Source organism: Rahnella sp. AA, from assembly GCF_002834385.1.
Lineage (GTDB): Bacteria > Pseudomonadota > Gammaproteobacteria > Enterobacterales > Enterobacteriaceae > Rahnella.
Genome location: NZ_PITQ01000007.1, coordinates 282,961 through 305,389, shown reverse-complemented (window position 1 = coordinate 305,389; position 22,429 = coordinate 282,961). Strand labels below are relative to the sequence as shown.

General features: G+C 52.3%; 20 protein-coding genes and 4 tRNA genes. 1 reads left to right on the top strand and 23 read right to left on the bottom strand.

Features of this window, described 5'->3' with window-relative positions; translation table 11 throughout:
- Window positions 1-285 precede the first annotated feature (285 nt).
- From CWS43_RS18130 to mltB, 10 genes are all read right to left on the bottom strand, one after another.
- Window positions 286-362, bottom strand: a tRNA-Arg gene (locus tag CWS43_RS18130).
- Window positions 363-541: 179 nt separating this feature from the next.
- A tRNA-Arg gene (locus tag CWS43_RS18125) sits at window positions 542-618 on the bottom strand.
- A gap of 110 nt (window positions 619-728) precedes the next feature.
- Window positions 729-805, bottom strand: a tRNA-Arg gene (locus CWS43_RS18120).
- Between the two features lie 8 nt (window positions 806-813).
- Window positions 814-906 (bottom strand) — tRNA-Ser (locus CWS43_RS18115).
- A 325-nt stretch (window positions 907-1,231) separates the two neighbouring features.
- Window positions 1,232-1,417: a carbon storage regulator CsrA gene (gene csrA, locus CWS43_RS18110; protein ID WP_013574027.1), complete on the bottom strand. Its 186-nt coding sequence runs from the start codon at window positions 1,415-1,417 to the stop codon at window positions 1,232-1,234.
- A gap of 256 nt (window positions 1,418-1,673) precedes the next feature.
- Complete coding sequence (gene alaS, locus CWS43_RS18105) at window positions 1,674-4,301, bottom strand: alanine--tRNA ligase (protein WP_101078474.1); 2,628 nt, start codon at window positions 4,299-4,301, stop codon at window positions 1,674-1,676.
- 138 nt (window positions 4,302-4,439) lie between these two features.
- Window positions 4,440-5,129, bottom strand: coding sequence for a recombination regulator RecX (recX, locus tag CWS43_RS18095; protein WP_101078472.1), 690 nt, complete (start codon window positions 5,127-5,129; stop codon window positions 4,440-4,442).
- 79 nt (window positions 5,130-5,208) lie between these two features.
- Window positions 5,209-6,273, bottom strand: a complete 1,065-nt coding sequence (gene recA / locus CWS43_RS18090; protein ID WP_101078471.1) for a recombinase RecA — start codon at window positions 6,271-6,273, stop codon at window positions 5,209-5,211.
- A 107-nt stretch (window positions 6,274-6,380) separates the two neighbouring features.
- Entirely contained in the window at window positions 6,381-6,875 is a 495-nt protein-coding gene (gene pncC / locus CWS43_RS18085) for a nicotinamide-nucleotide amidase (protein WP_101078470.1), read from the bottom strand.
- Window positions 6,876-7,028: 153 nt separating this feature from the next.
- Window positions 7,029-8,132 carry a lytic murein transglycosylase B gene (gene mltB, locus CWS43_RS18080; RefSeq protein ID WP_101078469.1) on the bottom strand — a complete coding sequence of 368 codons (1,104 nt, stop codon included), beginning with the start codon at window positions 8,130-8,132 and terminating at the stop codon, window positions 7,029-7,031.
- 264 nt (window positions 8,133-8,396) lie between these two features.
- Here mltB and mutS point away from each other — a divergent pair, with 264 nt between their 5' ends.
- Window positions 8,397-10,943, top strand: coding sequence for a DNA mismatch repair protein MutS (gene mutS, locus CWS43_RS18075; RefSeq protein WP_101078529.1), 2,547 nt, complete (start codon window positions 8,397-8,399; stop codon window positions 10,941-10,943).
- Between the two features lie 105 nt (window positions 10,944-11,048).
- Here mutS and rpoS read toward each other — a convergent pair whose 3' ends face one another.
- From rpoS to cysG, 13 genes are all read right to left on the bottom strand, one after another.
- Window positions 11,049-12,035 carry an RNA polymerase sigma factor RpoS gene (rpoS, locus tag CWS43_RS18070; RefSeq protein WP_095923512.1) on the bottom strand — a complete coding sequence of 329 codons (987 nt, stop codon included), beginning with the start codon at window positions 12,033-12,035 and terminating at the stop codon, window positions 11,049-11,051.
- A gap of 51 nt (window positions 12,036-12,086) precedes the next feature.
- A complete protein-coding gene (gene nlpD, locus CWS43_RS18065; RefSeq protein WP_101078468.1) occupies window positions 12,087-13,106 on the bottom strand; it encodes a murein hydrolase activator NlpD in 1,020 nt (339 codons plus the stop codon).
- A gap of 241 nt (window positions 13,107-13,347) precedes the next feature.
- Window positions 13,348-13,974, bottom strand: coding sequence for a protein-L-isoaspartate(D-aspartate) O-methyltransferase (locus CWS43_RS18060; protein ID WP_101078467.1), 627 nt, complete (start codon window positions 13,972-13,974; stop codon window positions 13,348-13,350).
- Complete coding sequence (gene surE, locus CWS43_RS18055) at window positions 13,964-14,728, bottom strand: 5'/3'-nucleotidase SurE (protein ID WP_101078466.1); 765 nt, start codon at window positions 14,726-14,728, stop codon at window positions 13,964-13,966. The genes CWS43_RS18060 and surE overlap by 11 nt, the downstream gene beginning before the upstream one ends.
- Complete coding sequence (truD, locus tag CWS43_RS18050) at window positions 14,709-15,755, bottom strand: tRNA pseudouridine(13) synthase TruD (RefSeq protein WP_198555867.1); 1,047 nt, start codon at window positions 15,753-15,755, stop codon at window positions 14,709-14,711. The genes surE and truD overlap by 20 nt, the downstream gene beginning before the upstream one ends.
- Before the next feature lie 22 nt (window positions 15,756-15,777).
- Window positions 15,778-16,251: a 2-C-methyl-D-erythritol 2,4-cyclodiphosphate synthase gene (gene ispF, locus CWS43_RS18045; RefSeq protein ID WP_101078465.1), complete on the bottom strand. Its 474-nt coding sequence runs from the start codon at window positions 16,249-16,251 to the stop codon at window positions 15,778-15,780.
- Entirely contained in the window at window positions 16,251-16,970 is a 720-nt protein-coding gene (ispD, locus tag CWS43_RS18040; protein WP_101078464.1) for a 2-C-methyl-D-erythritol 4-phosphate cytidylyltransferase, read from the bottom strand. The genes ispF and ispD overlap by 1 nt, the downstream gene beginning before the upstream one ends.
- A 2-nt stretch (window positions 16,971-16,972) precedes the next feature.
- Entirely contained in the window at window positions 16,973-17,293 is a 321-nt protein-coding gene (ftsB, locus tag CWS43_RS18035; protein WP_101078463.1) for a cell division protein FtsB, read from the bottom strand.
- Window positions 17,294-17,460: 167 nt separating this feature from the next.
- Window positions 17,461-17,715 carry a DUF3561 family protein gene (locus tag CWS43_RS18030; RefSeq protein ID WP_232777055.1) on the bottom strand — a complete coding sequence of 85 codons (255 nt, stop codon included), beginning with the start codon at window positions 17,713-17,715 and terminating at the stop codon, window positions 17,461-17,463.
- A gap of 185 nt (window positions 17,716-17,900) precedes the next feature.
- Complete coding sequence (gene cysC, locus CWS43_RS18025) at window positions 17,901-18,524, bottom strand: adenylyl-sulfate kinase (RefSeq protein ID WP_101078461.1); 624 nt, start codon at window positions 18,522-18,524, stop codon at window positions 17,901-17,903.
- A gap of 1 nt (window position 18,525) precedes the next feature.
- Complete coding sequence (gene cysN, locus CWS43_RS18020) at window positions 18,526-19,953, bottom strand: sulfate adenylyltransferase subunit CysN (protein WP_101078460.1); 1,428 nt, start codon at window positions 19,951-19,953, stop codon at window positions 18,526-18,528.
- A 13-nt stretch (window positions 19,954-19,966) separates the two neighbouring features.
- On the bottom strand, window positions 19,967-20,875 hold the full coding sequence (gene cysD, locus CWS43_RS18015) for a sulfate adenylyltransferase subunit CysD (protein ID WP_101078459.1): 909 nt from the start codon (window positions 20,873-20,875) through the stop codon (window positions 19,967-19,969).
- A 10-nt stretch (window positions 20,876-20,885) separates the two neighbouring features.
- The gene (cysG, locus tag CWS43_RS18010) at window positions 20,886-22,310 is read right to left on the bottom strand and encodes a siroheme synthase CysG (RefSeq protein WP_101078458.1); all 1,425 of its coding nucleotides are present in this window, start codon (window positions 22,308-22,310) and stop codon (window positions 20,886-20,888) included.
- Window positions 22,311-22,429 lie beyond the last annotated feature (119 nt).

Genomic DNA, 22,429 nt, shown 5'->3' with positions numbered 1-22,429 from the left:
TTATCGCAAAGTCTGCCGAAAGTCGCATTTTGTCCGCATCTACAGCACATCCGAACACGTCAGAAAAATCAGGGAAATGAAAAAGAAGGGAGGGAAATCAGAGAGGAAAAGCAGAAAGCAAAAAACCCGCCGAAGCGGGTTTTTCTAAATATGGTGCACCCAGGAAGATTACTCGGCAGAGCCTCGCCCTTCGGGTCGTTGCTAAAACAACGTTATCTTCCTTTGTACTACCTGCATGTCGCAGAACTCTAATAAGACCAGAATCGCTGCAACATGTTTTGAATATGGTGCACCCAGGAAGATTCGAACTTCCGACCGCTCGGTTCGTAGCCGAGTACTCTATCCAGCTGAGCTATGGGTGCATTGGGGTCGTGCTGAGTTTTTTCGGAAAATACTAAGAGGAAGAATTGTGCACCCAGGAAGATTATTCGGCTATCGCCTCACCCTACGGGCCGTTGCTAAGCAACGTTATCATCCTTCGTGCTACTGCATGCTAAGTGCGCTTTAATTTGATTCTCGTCGCTTCAACATACACAAAATATGGTGCACCCAGGAAGATTCGAACTTCCGACCGCTCGGTTCGTAGCCGAGTACTCTATCCAGCTGAGCTATGGGTGCATTTTGATTCTTACTGCAGATTTACCTGACCATTTTTCCGTACTACATCAGCTTTCGCTTTTGCCCGTCACGCTCATTTGATTGCAAGTCAACATACGCTCTGGAAAGTATGGTGCACCCAGGAAGATTCGAACTTCCGACCGCTCGGTTCGTAGCCGAGTACTCTATCCAGCTGAGCTATGGGTGCATTTTAAATGGCGGTGAGGCGGGGATTCGAACCCCGGATGCAGCTTTTGACCGCATACTCCCTTAGCAGGGGAGCGCCTTCAGCCTCTCGGCCACCTCACCATACGCCTCTTGCGAGTGTGCTGACTAACTTTGTTTAAGCTCATCGGCACTGCGTGGCGCACATATTACTTTCTGGCCCTTATAAGTCAAACCCTTTTTTCCTAACAATCACCCGTTTGGACATTTCACGCGCAACCTGAGCAGTTTGAAGACAAAAACAGGGCTCAAAGGTCAGAAAAAACGCTTAGTTTTAAAAAAATGACAGGTTTGGGGGAGGCCACAAAAAGAAAATAAAAACCGGGGAAGCGGTAAAACAGGGGAGGAAAAATGAAAAACGGACACAAAGGAAGTTCAGCGCCTCGCCATTGACGAGACGCCTCGTAAATCAGTAACTCGTCTGCTGAGACTTTTCAGCCTGAATGCGCTGATAAATCTCTTCACGGTGAACAGAGACCTCTTTCGGCGCATTCACACCAATGCGCACCTGATTACCTTTAACGCCTAAAACGGTAACAGTTACCTCATCGCCAATCATGAGGGTTTCACCAACTCGGCGAGTTAGAATAAGCATTCTTTGCTCCTTGAATAATTAAAAGAGTCGGGTCTCTCAGTTTCCCGGCCATTATCTATCATAAGCGGGTAAAACGTAAGCCATGACCCTTACATAAAATGTAAGCAGCCTGCAACTTCAGCCATGAGTACTTTAAGTTTAGCCGATATCATCATTGTCGCGACTTTTATCGCGAGGCTTACCCCGCCATTAAGACTGAAAACGCCATACAGCACAATAGATTATGGCGTTTTCCTGACTAGCTATTTATTTCTTATTACAGCTTAGATTCGACCCAGGCTTCGACAGCGGCCAGAGCTGCAGGTAATGCCTGTATGTCACTGCCCCCCGCCTGCGCCATATCGGGGCGACCACCGCCTTTGCCACCCACCTGCTGTGCAACAGACGCGATCAACTCACCGGCTTTAACACGATCAGTCAAATCTTTCGTGACACCCGCAATCAGGCTAACTTTATCATCAGCAATCGTCGCCAGAACAATAATTACGGAACCCAGTTGGTTTTTCAGATCATCAACCATCGTACGCAGAATTTTAGGCTCTACGTTATCCAGTTGACGAACCAATAGCTTAACGCCTTTCACTTCTTTCGTCTGGCTGGATAAGGAAGCACTTTCTTGTGCTGCTTGCTGACCTTTCACTTGCTGAAGTTCTTTTTCCAGCACACGTGAACGTTCAATCAAAGTCCGGATTTTATCGGTAATACTGTTCACATCGCCTTTAACCAGATGCGCTACATCCTGCAGTAAATCACTCTGCTGATGCAGGGCATTAATGGCGTTTTCACCCGTGATCCCTTCAATACGGCGAACACCCGCAGCTGTACCCGACTCACTCTGAATACGGAACAGACCGATGTCACCGGTACGGCTGGCATGAGTACCACCACACAGCTCGGTGGAGAAATCACCCATGGTCAGCACACGAACGCTGTCTTCGTATTTCTCACCAAACAGCGCCATCGCGCCTTTTTCTTTTGCGTCTTCCAGATCCATGATCGTGGTCTGGATTGGCAGGTTACGGCGGATCTGAGCATTCACCAGATCTTCGACCTGACGGATTTCTTCCGGCTTCATTGCCTCGAAATGAGAGAAGTCGAAACGCAGATAGTTATCGTTAACCAGCGAGCCTTTCTGAGCAACGTGCTTGCCCAGCACCTGACGCAGTGCAGCGTGCAGCAGGTGAGTCGCGGAGTGGTTAAGGCGAATACGATCGCGGCGTGCAACATCAACTTCTGCTTCAACACTGTCACCGATGCTCAGTTTGCCTGCATTCAGCGAGCCCTGATGACCAATGGCTTTGCCATATTTTTGGGTATCAGAAACAGCAAAAGTGCCGGCAGCCGTTTTCAGGATACCTTTATCGCCAACTTGTCCGCCTGACTCGCCATAAAATGGCGTGTCGTCCAGAACGACGATGGCATTATCGCCCGCCTGAATATCATTCACTGGCTGGCCATTGATAAACAGCGCCACGACTTTGGAATGACGTTGCAGATGCTCATAACCAGAGAACTGCGTAACACCGTCAACACGCACCATGCTGTTATAGTCCGCGCTGAAACCGCTGGACTCGCGTGCGCGGCGGCGCTGAACTTCCATCGCTTTTTCAAAACCGGCTTCATCGACTTTCAGATTGCGTTCACGGCACACGTCCGCAGTCAGATCCAGAGGGAAACCAAAGGTGTCGTACAGGCGGAAAGCAATTTCGCCATCCAGCGTATCGCCTTTCAAAGAAGACAACTCGTCGTCCAGCAGCGCCAGACCGCGCTCCAGAGTACGGGCAAACTGCTCTTCTTCGGTTTTCAGTAACTGCTCAACCATAGCTTGCTGTTCTTTCAGCTCAGCCGCCGCCGGGCCCATTACGTCAATTAACGGAGCCACCAGTTTGTAGAAGAAGGTGTCCTTCGCGCCCAGCATGTTGCCGTGGCGGATCGCACGACGAATAATACGACGCAGCACGTAGCCACGGTTTTCATTCGATGGGATCACGCCATCTGCAATCAGGAATGCGCAGGAACGGATATGGTCAGCGATAACGCGCAGAGATTTGCTGGTCAGATCAGTCGCGCCCGTCACTTCAGCCACGGCGGCGATCAGTTTCTGGAACAGATCAATGTCATAGTTTGAGTTCACATGCTGCATAACAGCGGTGATGCGCTCAAGCCCCATCCCGGTATCAACGGACGGTTTCGGCAATGGCAGCATCGTGCCGTCAGACTGACGGTTGAACTGCATGAACACGAGGTTCCAGATTTCGATATAGCGATCGCCATCTTCTTCAGCAGACCCCGGAGGACCGCCCCAGATATGGTCGCCATGATCGTAGAAAATTTCGGTACAAGGGCCGCAAGGACCTGTGTCACCCATCTGCCAGAAGTTATCGGAAGCGAAAGCGCCGCCTTTGTTATCGCCGATACGGATAATGCGTTCTTTCGGAACACCGACTTCCTTTTCCCAGATTTCAAACGCTTCGTCATCAGTCTCATAGACCGTAACCCACAGCTTTTCCTTTGGCAGGTTAAACCAGTTTTCGCCAGTCAGTAATTCCCAGGCGTAGTTGATTGCATCATGCTTAAAGTAATCACCGAAGCTGAAATTACCCAGCATTTCGAAGAAAGTGTGGTGACGTGCGGTATAACCCACGTTTTCGAGGTCATTGTGCTTACCGCCTGCGCGGACACAACGCTGAGACGTCGTCGCACGGTTGTAATCACGTTTATCCAGACCTAGGAAGACGTCTTTAAATTGGTTCATCCCGGCATTGGTAAACAACAGTGTCGGATCGTTTGTCGGGACAAGCGAACTGCTTGAAACAATGTTGTGTCCCTTACTATGGAAGAAATCGAGAAACGCTTGACGGATCTCAGCGGTGCTCTTGCTCATAAATATCCCGGAATCATGCTGGAAGAACGGCTCTTGAGCCGGATAACGCTGCATATGGCAGCAATCTGTACAGCTCACGAACGAAAAAGTGCGGATAAGATAAAATTTCTGCGCGGGGAAGTAAAATACCGTATGCGGTCAATCGTCAAAATCACGATAAATAGACTGTATTTCTTCCTGAAAGAAGCCGCGATAAAGCAAATAACGCAGAACTTTTGATTTTTCTTTCCAGTCCGTCGGCAAATTCTCACCAAATTTTCTGGTTGCTATATCACGAGCCAAAACACACCAGTCAACCTCGGTTGCCTCCAGTGCTGCCGTGATGGTTTCTTTATCGACCCCTTTTTGCATCAATTCTGAACGGATACGCTGCGCGCCGTAGCCTTTTTTGCTTCGACCTGAAATATATCTGCTGGCAAATTTTGCATCGTCGAGCCAGTGATGCTGGTAACAGTAATCGATAACCGCCTGCACATGTTCTTCTGAAATCTCTTCTGGCACCGGGCGCGGTTCTGGTTTTGCTTTCTCGATAACTTCATCAGCAAAATCATTCTGCTCCGGCTTACGGCGTGCTGACCAGCTACTTTTTTTATTCGCAGGTTTCACGAAAGGAACTGGAGGGGTCAGCAGCTTCCTGCGTAATTCAGCTTCACCATGATCTCGTTGAGACAAAAAGCGCATCGCGCGATTCATCAGAACATTAATTTTAGCGGTATCACCCTCTTTTTTCTCAGGCGCAAACAGCGTGGATTCACTGTTTTGCTCAACTTCTTCAAGGAGTCGTTTCAGATCGATGACTTTTTGACTGGATGCTTTTTCACTGGACATTGGGGTCCCTCAGATATGCAAAATGCCAGCCTGAAACCAGGCTGGCATTTTATCGACTGTAACTCAGGCAACCGCGAAATTAAAATTCTTCGCTGGTTTCCATGTTGTCGTCAGCGTCTTCAGCGGTCGTAGCAACGCTCAGTTCACCGGTACCGCTCAGCAACATTTCACGCAGTTTCTTATCCAGCTCAGCCGCCACTTTCGGATTTTCTTTCAGGAAATTGCAGGAGTTCGCTTTACCCTGACCAATCTTCTCACCGTTGTAGCTGTACCATGCACCCGCTTTCTCGATCAGCTTGTGCTTAACACCGAGATCGATAAGCTCGCCGTTAATGTTGATGCCTTCGCCGTACATGATCTGGAATTCGGCTTGTTTGAACGGCGCAGCGATTTTGTTCTTCACCACTTTCACACGCGTTTCGCTGCCGACAACCACATCACCCTCTTTGATCGCGCCGATACGGCGGATGTCCAGACGAACAGATGCGTAGAACTTCAGTGCGTTACCGCCGGTCGTGGTTTCCGGGTTACCGAACATCACACCAATTTTCATACGGATCTGGTTGATGAAAATCAGCAAAGTGTTAGCGTTTTTCAGGTTACCCGCAAGTTTGCGCATTGCCTGGCTCATCATACGTGCCGCGAGGCCCATGTGAGAGTCACCGATTTCGCCTTCGATTTCAGCTTTCGGCGTCAGTGCCGCCACGGAGTCAACGATGATGACGTCAACCGCGCCTGAACGGGTCAGCGCATCACAAATTTCAAGCGCCTGCTCACCGGTATCCGGCTGAGAACACAGCAGGTTATCGATATCCACACCCAGCTTTTTAGCATAGATAGGGTCCAGTGCGTGTTCTGCATCGATGAACGCACAGGTTTTACCTTCACGCTGTGCAGCAGCAATAACCTGAAGGGTCAGCGTGGTTTTACCGGAAGATTCCGGGCCATAGATCTCAACGATACGCCCCATAGGCAAACCGCCGGCACCTAATGCAATATCCAGAGACAAAGAGCCGGTAGAGATCGTTTCAACATCCATAGAGCGATCTTCACCCAAACGCATGATGGAGCCTTTACCGAATTGCTTTTCAATCTGGCCCAGTGCTGCAGCTAACGCCTTTTGCTTGTTCTCATCAATAGCCATTTTTACTCCTCGTCTGATACAGGGGAACATCCCACCTGCATCACTGAATATAATTTATGTACAGGTAATTGGCAGTAATTATACTGTATGCTCATACAGTATCAAGCCTAATTTTTAAGAAACTCACTAAGTGCCGTTTGTAGCGAAAAAACAGCAGCTTGCAAACGTACGGCTTCACGGTCGCCCGGGAATTGTTGTTTTGCTGTTACGACACGCCCGTCTTTTCCGGCAAAACCAAACCAGACGGTTCCCACGGGTTTTTCTTCAGAGCCGCCGTCAGGCCCGGCAATGCCGCTAACCGATACAGCAATATCTGCCCCTGCCGCATGCAAAACGCCCTGTGCCATTTCATGTACGACCTGCTCGCTTACTGCGCCGTACTGTTCCAGCGTTGCCTCAGAGACACCCAGCAATTCATGTTTGGAAGCGTTGCTATAGGTAACAAAGCCGCGATCAAACCAGGCGGAGCTACCCGCAATATCCGTAATCGACTTTGCAATTAATCCGCCGGTACAAGACTCCGCGCAAGTGATCCACAATCCTTGTTCTTTAAGCGCTGTACCAATTTCCACACTCAATTCACGTAAACGTTTTTCGTCCATATTCCATCCTGGCGGGTCAGCTGAATTCAACCTGATGTTAGCATTTCTCTTCTGGTCTGTGAGTCTCATCAAAGCGTTTTGCGCGATGTATTCAGAATTAGAATAAAAAAGAAGGGCCGCATAATTGGCCCTTCGGGTGACGCAATAATTCGGCTAGCGTGCTGCTTTCACCGCTTCTCCCAACTGCCATACCGCCATCGCATAATGCACGCTGTGGTTGTAGCGGGTGATGGTGTAGAAATTCGGCAATCCATACCAGTACTGATAATTCGTCCCCATATCAAGGCGCAGCAAACTTGCTTCCTGATAATTACCCAGCGAGCCTAGCGGGCTTAACCCTGCGGCTTTCAATGTATAAAGCGGGTATTTCGTCTTGAAACCATTCTCAAGTAGCGGTGCCTGTCCTGCCGCCGGTACGGCAATTGGCGCGCCTTTCGTCCATCCATGTGCCTTAAAGTAGTTAGCTACGCTACCGATAGCATCCACCGGATCCCACAAATTGGCATGGCCGTCGCCGTTAAAGTCTACGGCATAATCTTTATAAGCAGATGGCATGAACTGCCCGTAGCCCATTGCACCTGCGAAAGAGCCACGCAGGCTCAGTGGATCATCCCCTTCACGGCGCGACATCAGCAGGAAGGTTTCCAGCTCGCCAGAGAAATAATCAGCACGGCGCGGATAAGCAAATGACAGTGTCGCCAGGGCATCAATAATGCGGGTTTTACCCATTACGCGGCCCCAGCGGGTTTCAACGCCGATAATCCCGACAATGATTTCTGGCGGCACACCATAAACCTGCTCTGCGCGCTGCAATACATCCTGATACTGGTTCCAGAACACTACGCCATTCTGAACATTATCAGGCGTGATGAATTTGCTGCGATAACGGTTCCAGGCGCCATTCGGTACCGTGGACGGAGGCCCTGAAGGCGCCTGTTGATCCATCAACCTTAATACAAACCCCAGACGCTTAGTCTGTGCCAAAACATCGTGCAGCTGTTGGCGATCAAAACCATGCTCACGAACCATTTTATCAACGAACTGGTTCATCGCCGGATCATAAGCGAAATCTCCGGTCTGAACGGCACCGGTATGCTCAGGCTGCAGCAGAAAACCACCGCCAGGTACCGTATTGTCGCTGGCATTTCTTCCATCAGAGAAAGGATTGCGCGGGCCTTCGGGTTGGGGTGCGGGCTTGTTACTGCTACATGCAGAAAGTATAAGAACCAGAGGAAGAATGACTGCCACGAGGCGCATCGGATATCCGTAACCATGCAATAAAAGAGGTGCTGATATGGTAGAGCATTATCGGAACCGAAAAAACTGAAAATCACCGTCTTTACAAGGATGCCGCATGGGGGTTAATTTCCCGTCAATTTGCGCGACGTTACGCAAGAACATAACACTGCGTGGTTTTTTACCTCTACTCACGTTAGGATCCGTTGTAAAGTCGTTTCCCCAGGCGATATGAGCCAACAGGATGATTTAAAATTGAATCAAATCAATGAAAAACAAAACAATATGACCGGGCTGGATGCCCACACCCCAATGATGCAACAGTATTTGCGTCTGAAGGCGGAGAACCCGGAAGTTCTGCTGTTCTATCGAATGGGCGACTTCTACGAACTGTTCTATGACGATGCAAAACGTGCGTCTCAGTTGATGGATATTTCCCTGACCAAACGCGGCGCTTCCGCAGGCGAGCCCATCCCAATGGCCGGCGTGCCTTATCATGCCGTTGAAGGTTATCTGGCAAAGCTGGTGCAACTGGGCGAATCCGTCGCCATTGCTGAACAGATTGGCGACCCGGCGCTGAGTAAAGGGCCGGTTGAGCGCAAGGTTGTACGTATCGTGACGCCCGGCACGGTCAGTGATGAAGCTTTGCTGAGTGAACGCCATGACAACCTGCTGGCTGCCATCTGGCAAGACGGGCGCGGTTTCGGTTACGCGACGCTGGATATCAGCTCCGGTCGTTTCCGTGTCGCCCAGCCTGACGATCTCGAAACGATGGCCGCCGAACTGCAACGGACAAATCCGGCAGAACTCCTGTATCCGGAAAGTTTTGAAGCCATGCCGCTTATCGCTTCCCGTCGTGGCCTGCGCCGCCGCCCGATGTGGGAGTTTGAACTCGAAACGGCAAAGCAACAGCTGAATCTTCAGTTTGGCACTCGTGACCTCAGCGGGTTTGGTGTGGAACAAGCTGCCCAGGCACTGCGTGCTGCGGGTTGCCTGCTGCAATATGTGAAGGATACCCAGCGCACCGCCCTGCCGCATATTCGCGGCGTCACTATGGAACGCCAGCAAGATGGCATCATTATGGATGCGGCGACGCGCCGTAATCTGGAGCTGACACAAAATCTGGCCGGGGGGGTAGAAAACACGCTGGCGGCAGTATTGGATCAGGCCGTGACACCAATGGGCAGTCGCATGCTCAAACGCTGGATCCACATGCCAAGCCGTGACATCAAAATGCTGACTCATCGCCAGCAGGCGATTGGCGCGTTGCAGGATCTGACGGCAGATTTGCAGCCAGTTCTGCGTCAGGTCGGCGATCTCGAACGCATTCTTGCGCGCCTTGCCCTGCGCAGTGCGCGGCCACGCGATCTCGCCCGCATGCGCCATGCGTTACAGCAACTGCCGGAAATCCACGCAGTTTTGCAAGATAACGACGCCGCGCACGTCAGTACGCTGGTGGAGCAAACCGGCGATTTTACGGAACTGGTGGAGTTGCTCGAACGCGCCGTCATTGAAAGCCCGCCAGTGCTGGTGCGTGATGGTGGCGTCATTGCGCCAGGCTACAACGCGGAGCTGGATGAGTGGCGTGCGCTGGCCGATGGCGCAACAGATTATCTGGATCGTTTAGAGATCCGTGAACGTGAAAAACTCGGGCTGGATACGCTGAAGGTCGGTTTCAACGGTGTTCACGGTTATTACATTCAGGTCAGTCGTGGCCAGAGCCACCTGGTGCCGATCCACTACGTCCGCCGCCAGACGCTGAAAAACGCTGAGCGCTACATCATTCCTGAACTGAAAGAGTATGAAGATAAGGTTCTGACTTCCAAAGGCAAAGCCCTGTCGCTGGAGAAAGCGCTGTACGAAGAGCTGTTCGATTTGCTGATACCGCATCTGTCGGATTTACAGCAAAGTGCCAGCGCGCTGGCCGAGCTGGATGTTCTGAGCAATCTGGCAGAACGTGCGTACACGCTCAGTTACACCTGCCCGACGATGAGCGAGAAACCCGGCATCAACATTACCGGTGGCCGCCATCCGGTGGTTGAACAGGTACTAAAAGAGCCGTTTATTTCTAACCCGCTGAATATGTCTCCGGTACGCCGGATGCTGATCATTACCGGTCCGAACATGGGCGGTAAAAGTACCTATATGCGTCAGGCAGCACTGATTGTCCTGATGGCGCATATCGGCAGCTATGTTCCTGCGGATACTGCGGTAATCGGCCCGGTAGACCGCATTTTCACCCGCGTCGGCGCGGCTGATGATCTGGCGTCAGGCCGTTCAACCTTTATGGTGGAAATGACCGAAACTGCGAACATCCTGCACAACGCCACGGAAAACAGCCTGGTACTGATGGATGAAATCGGGCGCGGTACATCCACTTACGACGGTTTGTCCCTCGCCTGGGCGTGCGCCGAAAATCTGGCCAGCCGTATTAAAGCGATGACCCTGTTCGCCACCCATTATTTCGAGCTGACGACGCTCCCGGAAAAAATGGAAGGCACGGTCAACGTTCACCTTGATGCTATTGAACACGGCGACACCATTGCCTTTATGCATAGCGTGCAGGATGGCGCAGCCAGCAAAAGTTACGGTCTGGCCGTCGCGGCGCTGGCCGGTGTCCCGCGTGACGTCATCAAACGTGCCCGCCAGAAACTGAAAGAGCTGGAAACGTTGTCCAACAACGCCGCCGCCAGCAAAGTGGATGGCCCGCAACTGACGCTGCTGGCAGAAGAAGTGTCGCCTGCGGTTGAAGCGCTGGAATCACTGGATGCAGATTCTCTGTCGCCACGTCAGGCGCTGGAATGGATTTACCGTCTGAAAGACATGGTGTAGAAGCCGCGCCAGCTGGCGGCAGAAATGAAAAACGGTGGGGATTAACCCACCGTTTTATTTGATATCGAACTGTCTTTGCGTCGAACAATTTTCTCCGACGAAGAGTTACTCGCGGAACAGTGCTTCGATGCTCAGCCCTTGCCCCTGCAGAATTTCACGCAGGCGACGCAGACCTTCTACCTGAATCTGGCGAACACGTTCACGTGTCAGACCAATCTCACGGCCCACATCTTCCAGCGTTGCAGCTTCATAACCTAACAGGCCGAAACGACGCGCCAGAACTTCACGCTGTTTTGCATTCAACTCGAATAACCACTTCACGATACTCTGTTTCATATCGTCGTCTTGCGTGGTGTCTTCCGGGCCGTTGTCTTTTTCATCCGCCAGAATATCTAACAGCGCTTTTTCTGAGTCACCGCCCAACGGGGTATCTACAGAGGTAATACGCTCATTCAGGCGTAACATACGGCTGACGTCATGTACCGGTTTGTCGAGTTGCTCAGCAATCTCTTCGGCACTCGGTTCATGGTCCAGTTTATGTGCAAGTTCGCGTGCGGTACGCAGATAAACGTTCAGTTCTTTAACGATGTGGATTGGCAAACGGATTGTACGGGTTTGATTCATGATCGCCCGTTCAATCGTCTGACGGATCCACCATGTTGCATAGGTAGAGAAACGGAAACCGCGCTCAGGGTCAAATTTTTCAACCGCACGGATCAGACCCAGGTTACCTTCCTCGATCAAATCCAGCAGTGCCAGGCCGCGATTACTGTAGCGGCGGGCAATTTTAACCACCAAACGCAGATTACTTTCAATCATACGGCGGCGGGAAGGAACATCTCCCCGCAATGCGCGTCGTGCAAAATAAACTTCCTCTTCTGCGGTAAGCAGAGGGGAATAACCGATTTCACCGAGATACAGTTGAGTAGCGTCCAGCACTCGTTGGCTTACAGCCTGCGACAACAACTCTTCTTCAGCGTCGTTGTCGGCAGTCTCTTCGACTATTGCTTTCTCGTCAAAGGCTTCAGCGCTGTTCTCATCGAAATCTACATCATCATGTAACTCGTTAACTTTCAGCGTATTCTGACTCATAAGCTGCTCCTACCCGTGGTCCCGAGGGCAGAACCGATGCTCTGCCCCGATTTATCGCTGCGGAAGATAACGCAGCGGGTTTACGGATTTCCCCTTGTAACGAATTTCAAAATGCAATCTTACTGAACTGGTTCCGGTGCTCCCCATCGTCGCTATTTTTTGTCCCGCCTGCACTTCTTGTTGTTCCCGGACCAGCATTGTATCGTTATGTGCATAGGCGCTCAGGTAATCATCGTTGTGTTTGATGATGATTAGATTACCGTAACCGCGAAGAGCATTACCTGCGTAAACTACGCGCCCTGAGGCGGTCGCTACGACGGACTGTCCACGCGAACCAGCAATATCGATCCCCTTATTTCCCCCTTCAGAAGCTGAGAAATTATCGATAATTTTCCCGTCAGTCGGCCATTTCCAGGAGGAAACCGGACCGCCATTATTTGTTGAGGTGGCGACGGGAGCGCTGGCTACAGCAACAGGTGTTGTGGTGGTAACTGCACCTGATGAAGGCAACATCTTGCCTACATTCTGTTTACCAGAAGATTCAGAATACGTGGTAGTTGGTTGAGATGCAACCACTGAACCTGTGAGCATTCCCCCAGTTGGGACTTTAGGAACACCGCCATTTGTGGCGTCTGTGACGGCCGTCGTACCGCTCGTGCTAGCGACAGAAGAAACATTATTTATCTGAACTGTCTGGCCAACTTCAAGGTTGTAAGGAGCGGGGATATTATTGCGCGCAGCAAGGTCCCGGAAGTCATTACCGGTGATCCACGCAATGTAGAATAAGGTGTCTCCGCGCTTCACCTGATAGGTGCTTCCGCTGTAACTTCCCTTAGGGATCGAGTTATAGCTGCGGTTGTACACAATGTGCCCGCCGGGCCCCACGGCAGGTGCCATCTGAGGGGGGGAATTCAGAGTATTCTGACTGCTGCTGCCGCTGTTTCCACCGCCATTAACGCTGCTGATAGGTGCAGATGTCGTTGAATTGTTCGTACAACCCGCCATCCAGGCACTGATAAATGTACACACTGCAATGCGGCTTAGTGTTTTTATTGGGCTTCCCGTGCTCATATTTCCCCCGTTACGGCAATCTCAGAATAACTCTTTATCCTCGCACACCACGCCAGCTGGCGCTTTTGGTGTCAGGTGACACCGTGCGGGCAGGCAACGCATGCATACAGGTCTTCGCCTGAACGCGCTGTGCCATAAAAAACTGTAGTGGATGCTATCAACATCGCCAGTACAGCACCATATAACAGTTGTATTTAAATTTTAAGGGGTTAGTCCCGGCGGTGGCTGCGTGCCATAAGAATCAGGCCAGTTCGCCTTTCACCAGCGGTACAAAACGAACGGATTCGATAGTCTCGGCAACAAACTCATCACCGCGCCGGGTGATCCGTTGCAGTGTCTGATTTTCTTCTCCAACAGGCAGAATTAATACTCCCCCATCGTCGAGTTGTTGCAGCAAATCTTGAGGTATTTCAGGCGGAGCAGCAGTGACAATAATGGCATCAAACGGGCCGCGCGAAGGCCAACCCTGCCAGCCATCGCCATGGCGGGTAGAGACGTTATGCAAATCAAGTTGCTTAAGGCGTCTTTTGGCCTGCCACTGCAACCCTTTTATGCGTTCAACGGAAAAAACATGCTCAACAAGATGCGCCAGAATGGCAGTCTGATAACCCGATCCGGTGCCAATCTCCAGAACCCGTGAGGAAGGCGTGAGACAGAGCAATTCGGTCATTCTCGCTACGGTATAAGGCTGAGAAATCGTCTGACCAGAGCCAATAGGTAACGCGGTGTTTTCATAGGCTTTATGCTGAAATGCTTCGTCCACAAAGCGCTCACGCGGCACGGACTCCATGGCATGTAAAAGTTTTTCATCATGAATGCCCTGCAGTCGGAGTTGCTCCAGCAGGTTATACATCGGCTTATTCACCATTCGCGCTCACTCCGGCTTTCTCTAACCATGAGACCACGACATCCTGAGCCGCATAGGCGGTCAAATCCACCTGCAGTGGCGTCACTGAAACATAACCTTGCGCGACCGCCGCAAAATCGGTGTCGGGTGCGACATCAAACTTATCACCCGGCGGGCCAATCCAGTAGAGGTCTTGCCCGCGCGGATCCTGCTGACAAAATACCTGCTCGGCGGGATGACGGCTACCACAACGCGTCACCTTGATCCCTTTGATCTCGGAAAGCGGTAAGTCCGGGACATTAACATTCAGAATTTTGCCAGTACGAAGCGGTTCACGCGCCAGCGCCCTGAGCAGCCGGCAGGTGATAACCGCTGCCGTGTCATAATGCTGATGACCGTCGAGTGAAACCGCCAGTGCAGGAAAGCCCAGATGGCGCCCTTCCATTGCTGCAGCGACGGTGCCGGAATAAATCACATCGTCACCCAGATTCGGGCCTGCATTGATGCCGGAAACGACGATATCCGGCTTCGGACGCATCAGTGAATTGACGCCGAGATACACGCAATCGGTGGGTGTGCCGTTTATCACCGCTGTATCACCATTAGGATAGGACTGAATACGTAACGGACCGTCCAGCGTCAGTGCGTTTGACGCCCCGCTGCGGTTACGGTCAGGGGCGACCAGCTTTACATCCGCAAATTCACGCAACGCGCAGGCCAGTGCCTGAATGCCGGGAGCCAGTACGCCGTCGTCGTTACTCAGTAATATCCGCATTCATTTCATCCAGATGCATCAGTTCACGCACTACGCTGGTGGCATAACTGCCTGCCGGTAGCCAGAATTTAAGTTCCAGAGTGACGTCATCCCAGCGCTGCCATTTCATCTGCAAAGGCTGGAGCATAATGGCACGACGCGCAGGTTCCACGCGTTCGCGTTTTAGCAACGAAAGTAAATCTTCCTGCCCGGTCAGACAAGCCTGCTCAAAGGCTTCGGCCTCTTCTGACGTGCCTAACGGCCCGTCTCCCGGTAATGGCGCAGTCACCAGCAGCTCGGCGCTTTCAACACGCGGCTGCAGCGATTCAAACTCTTCTGCTTTCGCCACAAACCAGCTGCCGCGTCCGCTAAGTTGTAACGCATCACCCAGCATTACCTGACGAACGGTGCCTTCTGCCAGACGCTGGCTGGCGACGATGTTAAACATCGCACTGCGGCTGGCGGATAAATAGAAACTACGTTTGGCGCGTTCTTTCGGGCGGGCCTCATTGGTTGCCCAGCGTTTCGCCTGCACCAGATTATTGCCGCCACGGCCAAAGCGCTGCGTGCCGAAGTAATTCGGTACACCCTGCGCAACAATTTTCGCCAGGCGTTCCTCCACACTGTCGATATCGCTTATCTGACGCAGAACCAGCGTAAATTCATTGCCTTTCAAAGTCCCGATGCGCATTTTCTTACGATGACGCGAGGCGCGGATCACTTCGCAACCTTCAAGATTGAACTGATTCAAATCAGGATCTGCCTTGCCGGGCAGATGCAGGCAAAACCACTGTTCTGTCACCGCGTGCCGGTCTTTAAGCCCGGCGTAGCTGACGTCGCGCGGATGCACTTTGGCAAAACGCGCCAGCTGTTCGGCAACAAACTGCGTGTTGCAGCCATTTTTGCGGATCCGCACTAACAGATGCTCACCCTCACCATCCGGTTCAAACCCCAAATCCTCTTCGACGATAAAGTCTTCCGGATTGGCTTTCAGCAGGCCGGTTGCGGCAGGTTCACCCAGCAACCAGGTGAGACGGGACATATCGATCATGCGGTAATCTTCCACAACATCATTCCTTAATGAGCAGCGCAACGGCTTCGCAGGCGATACCTTCGCCACGGCCGGTGAAGCCCAACTGTTCGGTTGTGGTCGCTTTGACGTTGACGTCGTCCATATGGCACTGCAAATCTTCGGCCAGGAATACGCGCATCTGCGGGATATGTGGTGCCATTTTCGGTGCCTGAGCGATAATCGTGATATCAAGGTTGCCCAGTTTGTAGCCTTTCGCACGAATGCGACGATAGGCTTCACGCAGAAGTTCACGGCTGTCCGCACCTTTGTAGGCCGGGTCAGTGTCCGGGAAAAGCTTACCGATATCACCCAATGCCGCAGCGCCCAGCAGCGCGTCGGTGGCGGCATGCAGTGCAACGTCGCCGTCGGAATGCGCCAGCAACCCCTGCGGATAAGGAATACGCACACCACCGATCACCAGCGGGCCTTCGCCGCCAAACTTATGTACATCAAAACCGTGACCGATACGCATTATGCGTTCTCCTCCTGATACAAGCGGGTTAAGTAGAATTCAGCCAGCGCCAGATCTTCTGGTCTGGTGACTTTAATATTATCGGCCCGCGCCGGGATCAGCATAGGATGAAAACCGCAATATTCCATTGCAGAAGCCTCATCAGTGACCACAGCGCCTTCGTTCAGTGCGCGGCGCAGGCAGGTTTTCAATAATTCGAGAGGGAAGAATTGCGGCGTCAGCGCATGCCAGAGTTCCTGACGATCTACCGTATGGGCGATCGCGTGGGCTCCGGGCTCACCGCGTTTCATGGTGTCGCGAACCGGGGCGGCGAGGATCCCGCCAATCTTGCTGATCGCAGAAATCGCCAGAAGGTTATTGAGATCATCAGGGTGCAGGCAAGGACGCGCAGCATCATGCACCAGTACCCAGCCGCGATCGCCTGCGGCATCAAGGCCTGCCATCACAGATTCGGCGCGTTCATTTCCGCCGGTAACCAGTTGGATCCGCGGATCACTGGCGACGGGTAACTGCCGGAACTGTGTGTCATGCGGGCTGAGCGCCACAATAACTTTGGTGATGCAGCGGCTGTGCAATAAGGCGCGGATCGAGTGTTCTATCAGCGTTTTACCGCCGATGGTCAGATATTGCTTGGGGCATTCTGCCTGCATACGGCTGCCGATTCCGGCAGCCGGTAGCACGGCAATGACCTCTGGAAGGGAAACTGCAGTATGGCTCATGGCTATTGATTCAGGTTACTTTGCGAAACGGTGCTGCCCGGCGCACGTTTGTTGTCAGGCACCAGACGATAGAAAGTCTCGCCGGGTTTAATCATGCCCAGTTCGTTGCGTGCACGTTCTTCGATCGCTTCCTGACCGCCGTTCAAATCGTCGATTTCTGCGAAAAGCTGATCATTACGTGATTTCAGTTTGCCGTTATTAACTTGTTGCACCTGAACGTCATCGTTTACACGAACATAATCGTGAATACCATTCTTGCCCAGCCACAGTGAATACTGGAGCCAGCCAAGTAAAATCAGTAAAAGCAGTGTTAGTTTGCCCATCCCCGCCCCCTAAAAAAGCTGGACAATCATCCCACAACTTTCCCTCTGACTCCACTGTGGCAGGGTAAATGCCGGTGAGAATCAGACTTACGCACTCAATTATGCGTGAGAATGACACAATGGGTTACATCGTGAAGGGAATTTGCAGGGAAAACCGCCAGTAAAAATCACCAGCCAGACAAGAATGAGAAAACTGTCCAGAACATACCGATAATACAGATCCCACCGGCAACAGAAGTTTTGAACCATCCACCGCGAAAGAACATGCTGAAGGCAATACCCATCAGCACAGAGACAGGCATGAGAGCCAGAAAGAAAGGCCAGGTGTAAAGCAGGAAAAACAGAGTATTGGAACCATAAACGAGGAAAGGGATCGCAAACGCCAGCCAGTAGCAGACAAAACCAATGAACCCGCCTTGCATAGAGTAGGAGGGTTCTTCGGTGTCCAAACTGTCTGTTATCTGCGCCAGCCGCTGCGCCCGGTGGGTTATTTCCCCGGTACGATCCACGCGGATCCGGCTGACAAGTCTGCTGAGTAAAGCCTGCATAGGTGATCCCTGTATTTCAGTGTAAACCGGCCCGCTCTCAGGCGTTTGGCCGGCAACATTCAGGGATTGATAATAGCGCGCTGGCGCATCACATCTAATAATTGCGGGACTAAATGTGTTACCAATTGTTCACCATTAAGGTGCACATCCGGGGTTTCAGGGGGCTGATATTCAGAGTCAATCCCGGTGAAATTCTTCAGCTCACCGGCACGGGCTTTCTTATACAAACCTTTCGGATCACGTGCTTCGCAAATTGCCAGAGGCGTATCTACAAAGACTTCGATGAACTGCCCATCTTCCAGCAAATCACGCACCATGTCCCGCTCAGCGCGATGAGGAGAAATGAAGGCCGTCAGCACAACCTGCCCGGCATCCACCATCAGTTTTGCCACTTCGCCGACCCGACGGATATTTTCGCGGCGGTCGTCGTCGGTAAACCCTAAATCACGACAAAGCCCATGACGAACGTTATCGCCATCAAGAAGATACGTGCTGATACCCTGCGCATGTAGCGCTTGTTCCAGCGCGCCCGCCACCGTAGATTTCCCCGAGCCCGAAAGCCCGGTAAACCACAGCACCGCACCACGATGGCCATGTTGTTTTTCGCGATCCGCGCGCGTCACCGCGTGCGGATGCCAGACAACATTATCGTCTTTTAAGAAAGAGTCACCCTGCAACGCCATCTTATTTGCCACCCAGCAAATCACGCGCGCCCCAGTGCGGGAAGTGGCGGCGGATCAAGCTATTTAATTCCAGTTCAAAGGTGCTGTATTTATCCGATTCCTGATAAACCTGTTCAACAGCTTCGCGTACCAGCCCCGCCCCGACAGTCACATTGGTCAAACGATCGATAAAGATCATTCCGCCGGTCACCGCGTTGCTCTGATAGTTATCCAGCACCAGCGGTTCGTCAAAGGTCAGTTCAACCAGACCGATACCGTTAAGCGGCAGGTTTTCCACTACGCGCTGAGTCAGTGAGTTGATCTCAACCTGATACTCAATGTTTTCCACCCGCGCGCGGGCTTTCTTGCCACCGACTTTGATGTCATAACTCTGGCCGACGCTCAGCGGTTGTTCCGCCATCCACACCACGTCAACTTTCGCATTCTGCACCGGTTTCACGGTTTCACCGGCATCCACCAGCGTATCGCCACGGCTGATATCACGTTCATCGGCCAGCACCAGCGTAATCGCTTCTCCTGCCCAGGCTTCCTGCAAGTCACCGTCGAAAGTCACGATACGTGCCACAGTAGATTCCACACCCGACGGCAGAACTTTCACTTTCTGGCCTACGCGGACGGAGCCGGAAGCCAGCGTACCGGCATAGCCGCGGAAATCGAGGTTTGGGCGGTTCACATACTGGACCGGGAAACGCATCGGTTGCTGTTCACGGATGTTAATGATGTTGACCGTTTCCAGCACGTCGAGCAGCGTTGGTCCGGTATACCAGCTCATTTTCTCGCTTGGCGTCGCCACGTTATCGCCTTCCAGTGCGGAAAGCGGAACGAATTTGATGTCCAGATCGGTCGGCAGTTGCTGAGCGAAATCCAGATAATCCTGTTTAAACTGCTCGTACACAGACTCGCTGAAATCCACCAGATCCATTTTGTTTACAGCAACAACCAGATGGCGGATCCCGAGCAAAGTCGCAATAAAGCTGTGACGGCGGGTTTGATCCAACACGCCTTTACGGGCGTCGATCAGCAGGATCGCCAGATCGCAGGTCGATGCGCCAGTCGCCATATTACGGGTGTATTGTTCGTGCCCCGGCGTGTCCGCGATGATGAACTTACGTTTTTCAGTGGAGAAATAACGATAAGCCACATCGATGGTAATACCCTGCTCGCGTTCTGCCTGCAGGCCATCAACCAGCAGGGCCAGATCCAGTTTTTCGCCCTGCGTGCCGTGGCGCTTGCTGTCATTGTGCAGCGAAGACAGCTGATCTTCGTAGATCTGGCGGGTGTCGTGAAGCAGACGCCCGATCAGCGTACTTTTCCCGTCATCGACGCTGCCACAGGTCAGGAAGCGCAGCAGGCTTTTGTGTTGCTGGGCGTGCAGGTAAGCTTCGACGCCGCCCTGCTCCGCGATTTGTTGTGCAATTGCGTTATTCATTAGCTGCGGTTCCTCAGAAGTACCCTTGACGCTTTTTCAGTTCCATCGAACCGGCCTGATCGCGATCGATCGCCCGTCCCTGACGCTCACTGGTAGTGGAAACCAGCATCTCTTCAATGATTTCCGGCAGTGTTTGCGCTTCGGATTCCACGGCACCGGTCAGCGGCCAGCAACCCAGCGTACGGAAGCGCACCATTTTCTTCTCGATCACTTCACCAGGCTGGAGATCAATACGATCGTCATCCACCATCAGCAGCATGCCGTCACGCTCGAGAACCGGACGCGGCGCGGCCAGATAGAGCGGAACGATTTCAATATTTTCCAGATAGATGTACTGCCAGATATCCAGCTCAGTCCAATTGGAAAGCGGGAACACGCGGATGCTTTCGCCTTTGTTAATCTGGCCGTTGTAGTTGTGCCACAACTCCGGACGCTGGTTTTTCGGATCCCAGCGGTGGAAACGGTCACGGAACGAGTAAATACGTTCTTTGGCACGGGATTTTTCTTCGTCACGGCGTGCGCCGCCGAAAGCTGCGTCAAAACCGTATTTGTTCAGCGCCTGTTTCAGCCCTTCGGTTTTCATGATATCCGTATGTTTAGCGCTACCGTGAACGAACGGATTGATGCCCATCGCCACGCCTTCCGGGTTTTTATGTACCAGCAGCTCGAAACCGTAGTTTTTCGCAGTACGGTCACGGAATTCGTACATCTCACGGAATTTCCAGCCAGTGTCCACGTGCAACAGCGGGAATGGCAGCGTACCCGGGAAGAAGGCTTTGCGAGCCAGATGCAGCATCACCGAGGAGTCTTTCCCGATGGAATACATCATCACCGGGTTGGCGAATTCAGCAGCCACTTCACGGATGATATGGATACTCTCCGCCTCCAGTTGCCGCAAATGAGTCAGTCGTTTTTCGTCCATAACAGATCCTTTAAGCCAAATTCACAACCGACGGGCGTTGAGTGCCGTCAGTCTCAGGATGATGCCCAAACCAAGCCAGTTGCTGATGAAGTGCAACTACTTCACCAATCACCAGTAACGCCGGTGTCGGCGCCTGTTGAGCCAGATATTCAAGATTATCGAGCGTGCCGGTCAGCACCTGCTGATCGCTACGCGTTCCCCGTCCAATCACGGCGACGGGTGTATGTGCTGCGCGGCCATGAGCGATCAGTTGCTGGCTGATTTCAGCGGCTTTAAGCGTGCCCATATAAATCGCCAGCGTTTGTTTTCCCTTTGCGAGCGTTTCCCACTGCACGCCGTTGTCATCAGAGCGGCAATGCCCCGTCACAAACATCACGCTCTGCGCGTAATCGCGATGAGTCAGCGGAATGCCAGCATAGGCGGTCGCACCCGCCGCTGCGGTGACACCGGGGACAACCTGGAAAGGAATACCCGCCGCTTTCACCGCCTGCAATTCCTCGCCGCCGCGACCAAAAATGAACGGATCACCGCCTTTTAGTCGCACAACCTTTTTCCCCTGCTGCGCAAGTTCGACCAGCAGGCGGTTAGTTTCTTCCTGCGATACGGAATGACTGCCAGCCCGCTTCCCGACGCAAATTTTATCGGCATCACGACGAACTAAGTCCAGCACATCGTCGCTGACCAGATAATCATATAGCACCACGTCAGCCTGTTGCATGACCTGCAAACCGCGCAAGGTGAGCAATCCTGCATCACCCGGCCCTGCGCCGACCAGCGTAACATTACCGTTATGCGAGACGTCTTCCGCACTTTCTAATTGCTGTTGCAAAGCCTGCTCAGCTTCTGCGAGCTTTCCCGAAGAGGCGAGGCTGGCAAACCGCCCGACAAACAGCTGCTCCCAGAAACGACGGCGCGCACGCATTGAGCTAAATTGCATTTTAACATTTTCGCGCCAGCGGCCCGCGATATCCGCCATTTGTCCCAGGCTATTCGGCAGCAGAGTTTCCAGCTTTTCACGCAGCATTCTTGCCAGCACCGGCGCTTTACCGCTGGAAGAAATGGCAACCACAATCGGCGAACGATCGACAATCGAGGGGAAAATGAAGGAACACCTGGGCTGATCATCAACCACATTCGCCAGAACGTGTCGCTGATTAGCCTGCTCAAATACTTCAGCATTCAGCGCAACATCATCCGTCGCGGCAATCACCAGAAAAACATCGTCGAGTTGTTCAGGAAGAAAAGCCTGCGCGGACCAGCTGATTTCAGCGGCCTGCCTGCGTTGTTCCAGCTCGGGAGAAAGTGCCTGTGCGACTATCCGTACTTGCGCACCCGCCCGCAGGAGAAGATCAATTTTGCGAGCAGCGATTTCGCCGCCACCAACAACCAGCACAGGGCGTTGTTTGAGGTCGGCAAATATTGGTAGATAGTCCACAAAAGCCTTTATTGATTATCAGGATTAATAAACAAACTATACGTGCAGGCAATAATTGATCTGAAATGACGAAAAGGAATGATTAGTTACTAAATGGAATATAGGCCGACAAAAAGAGC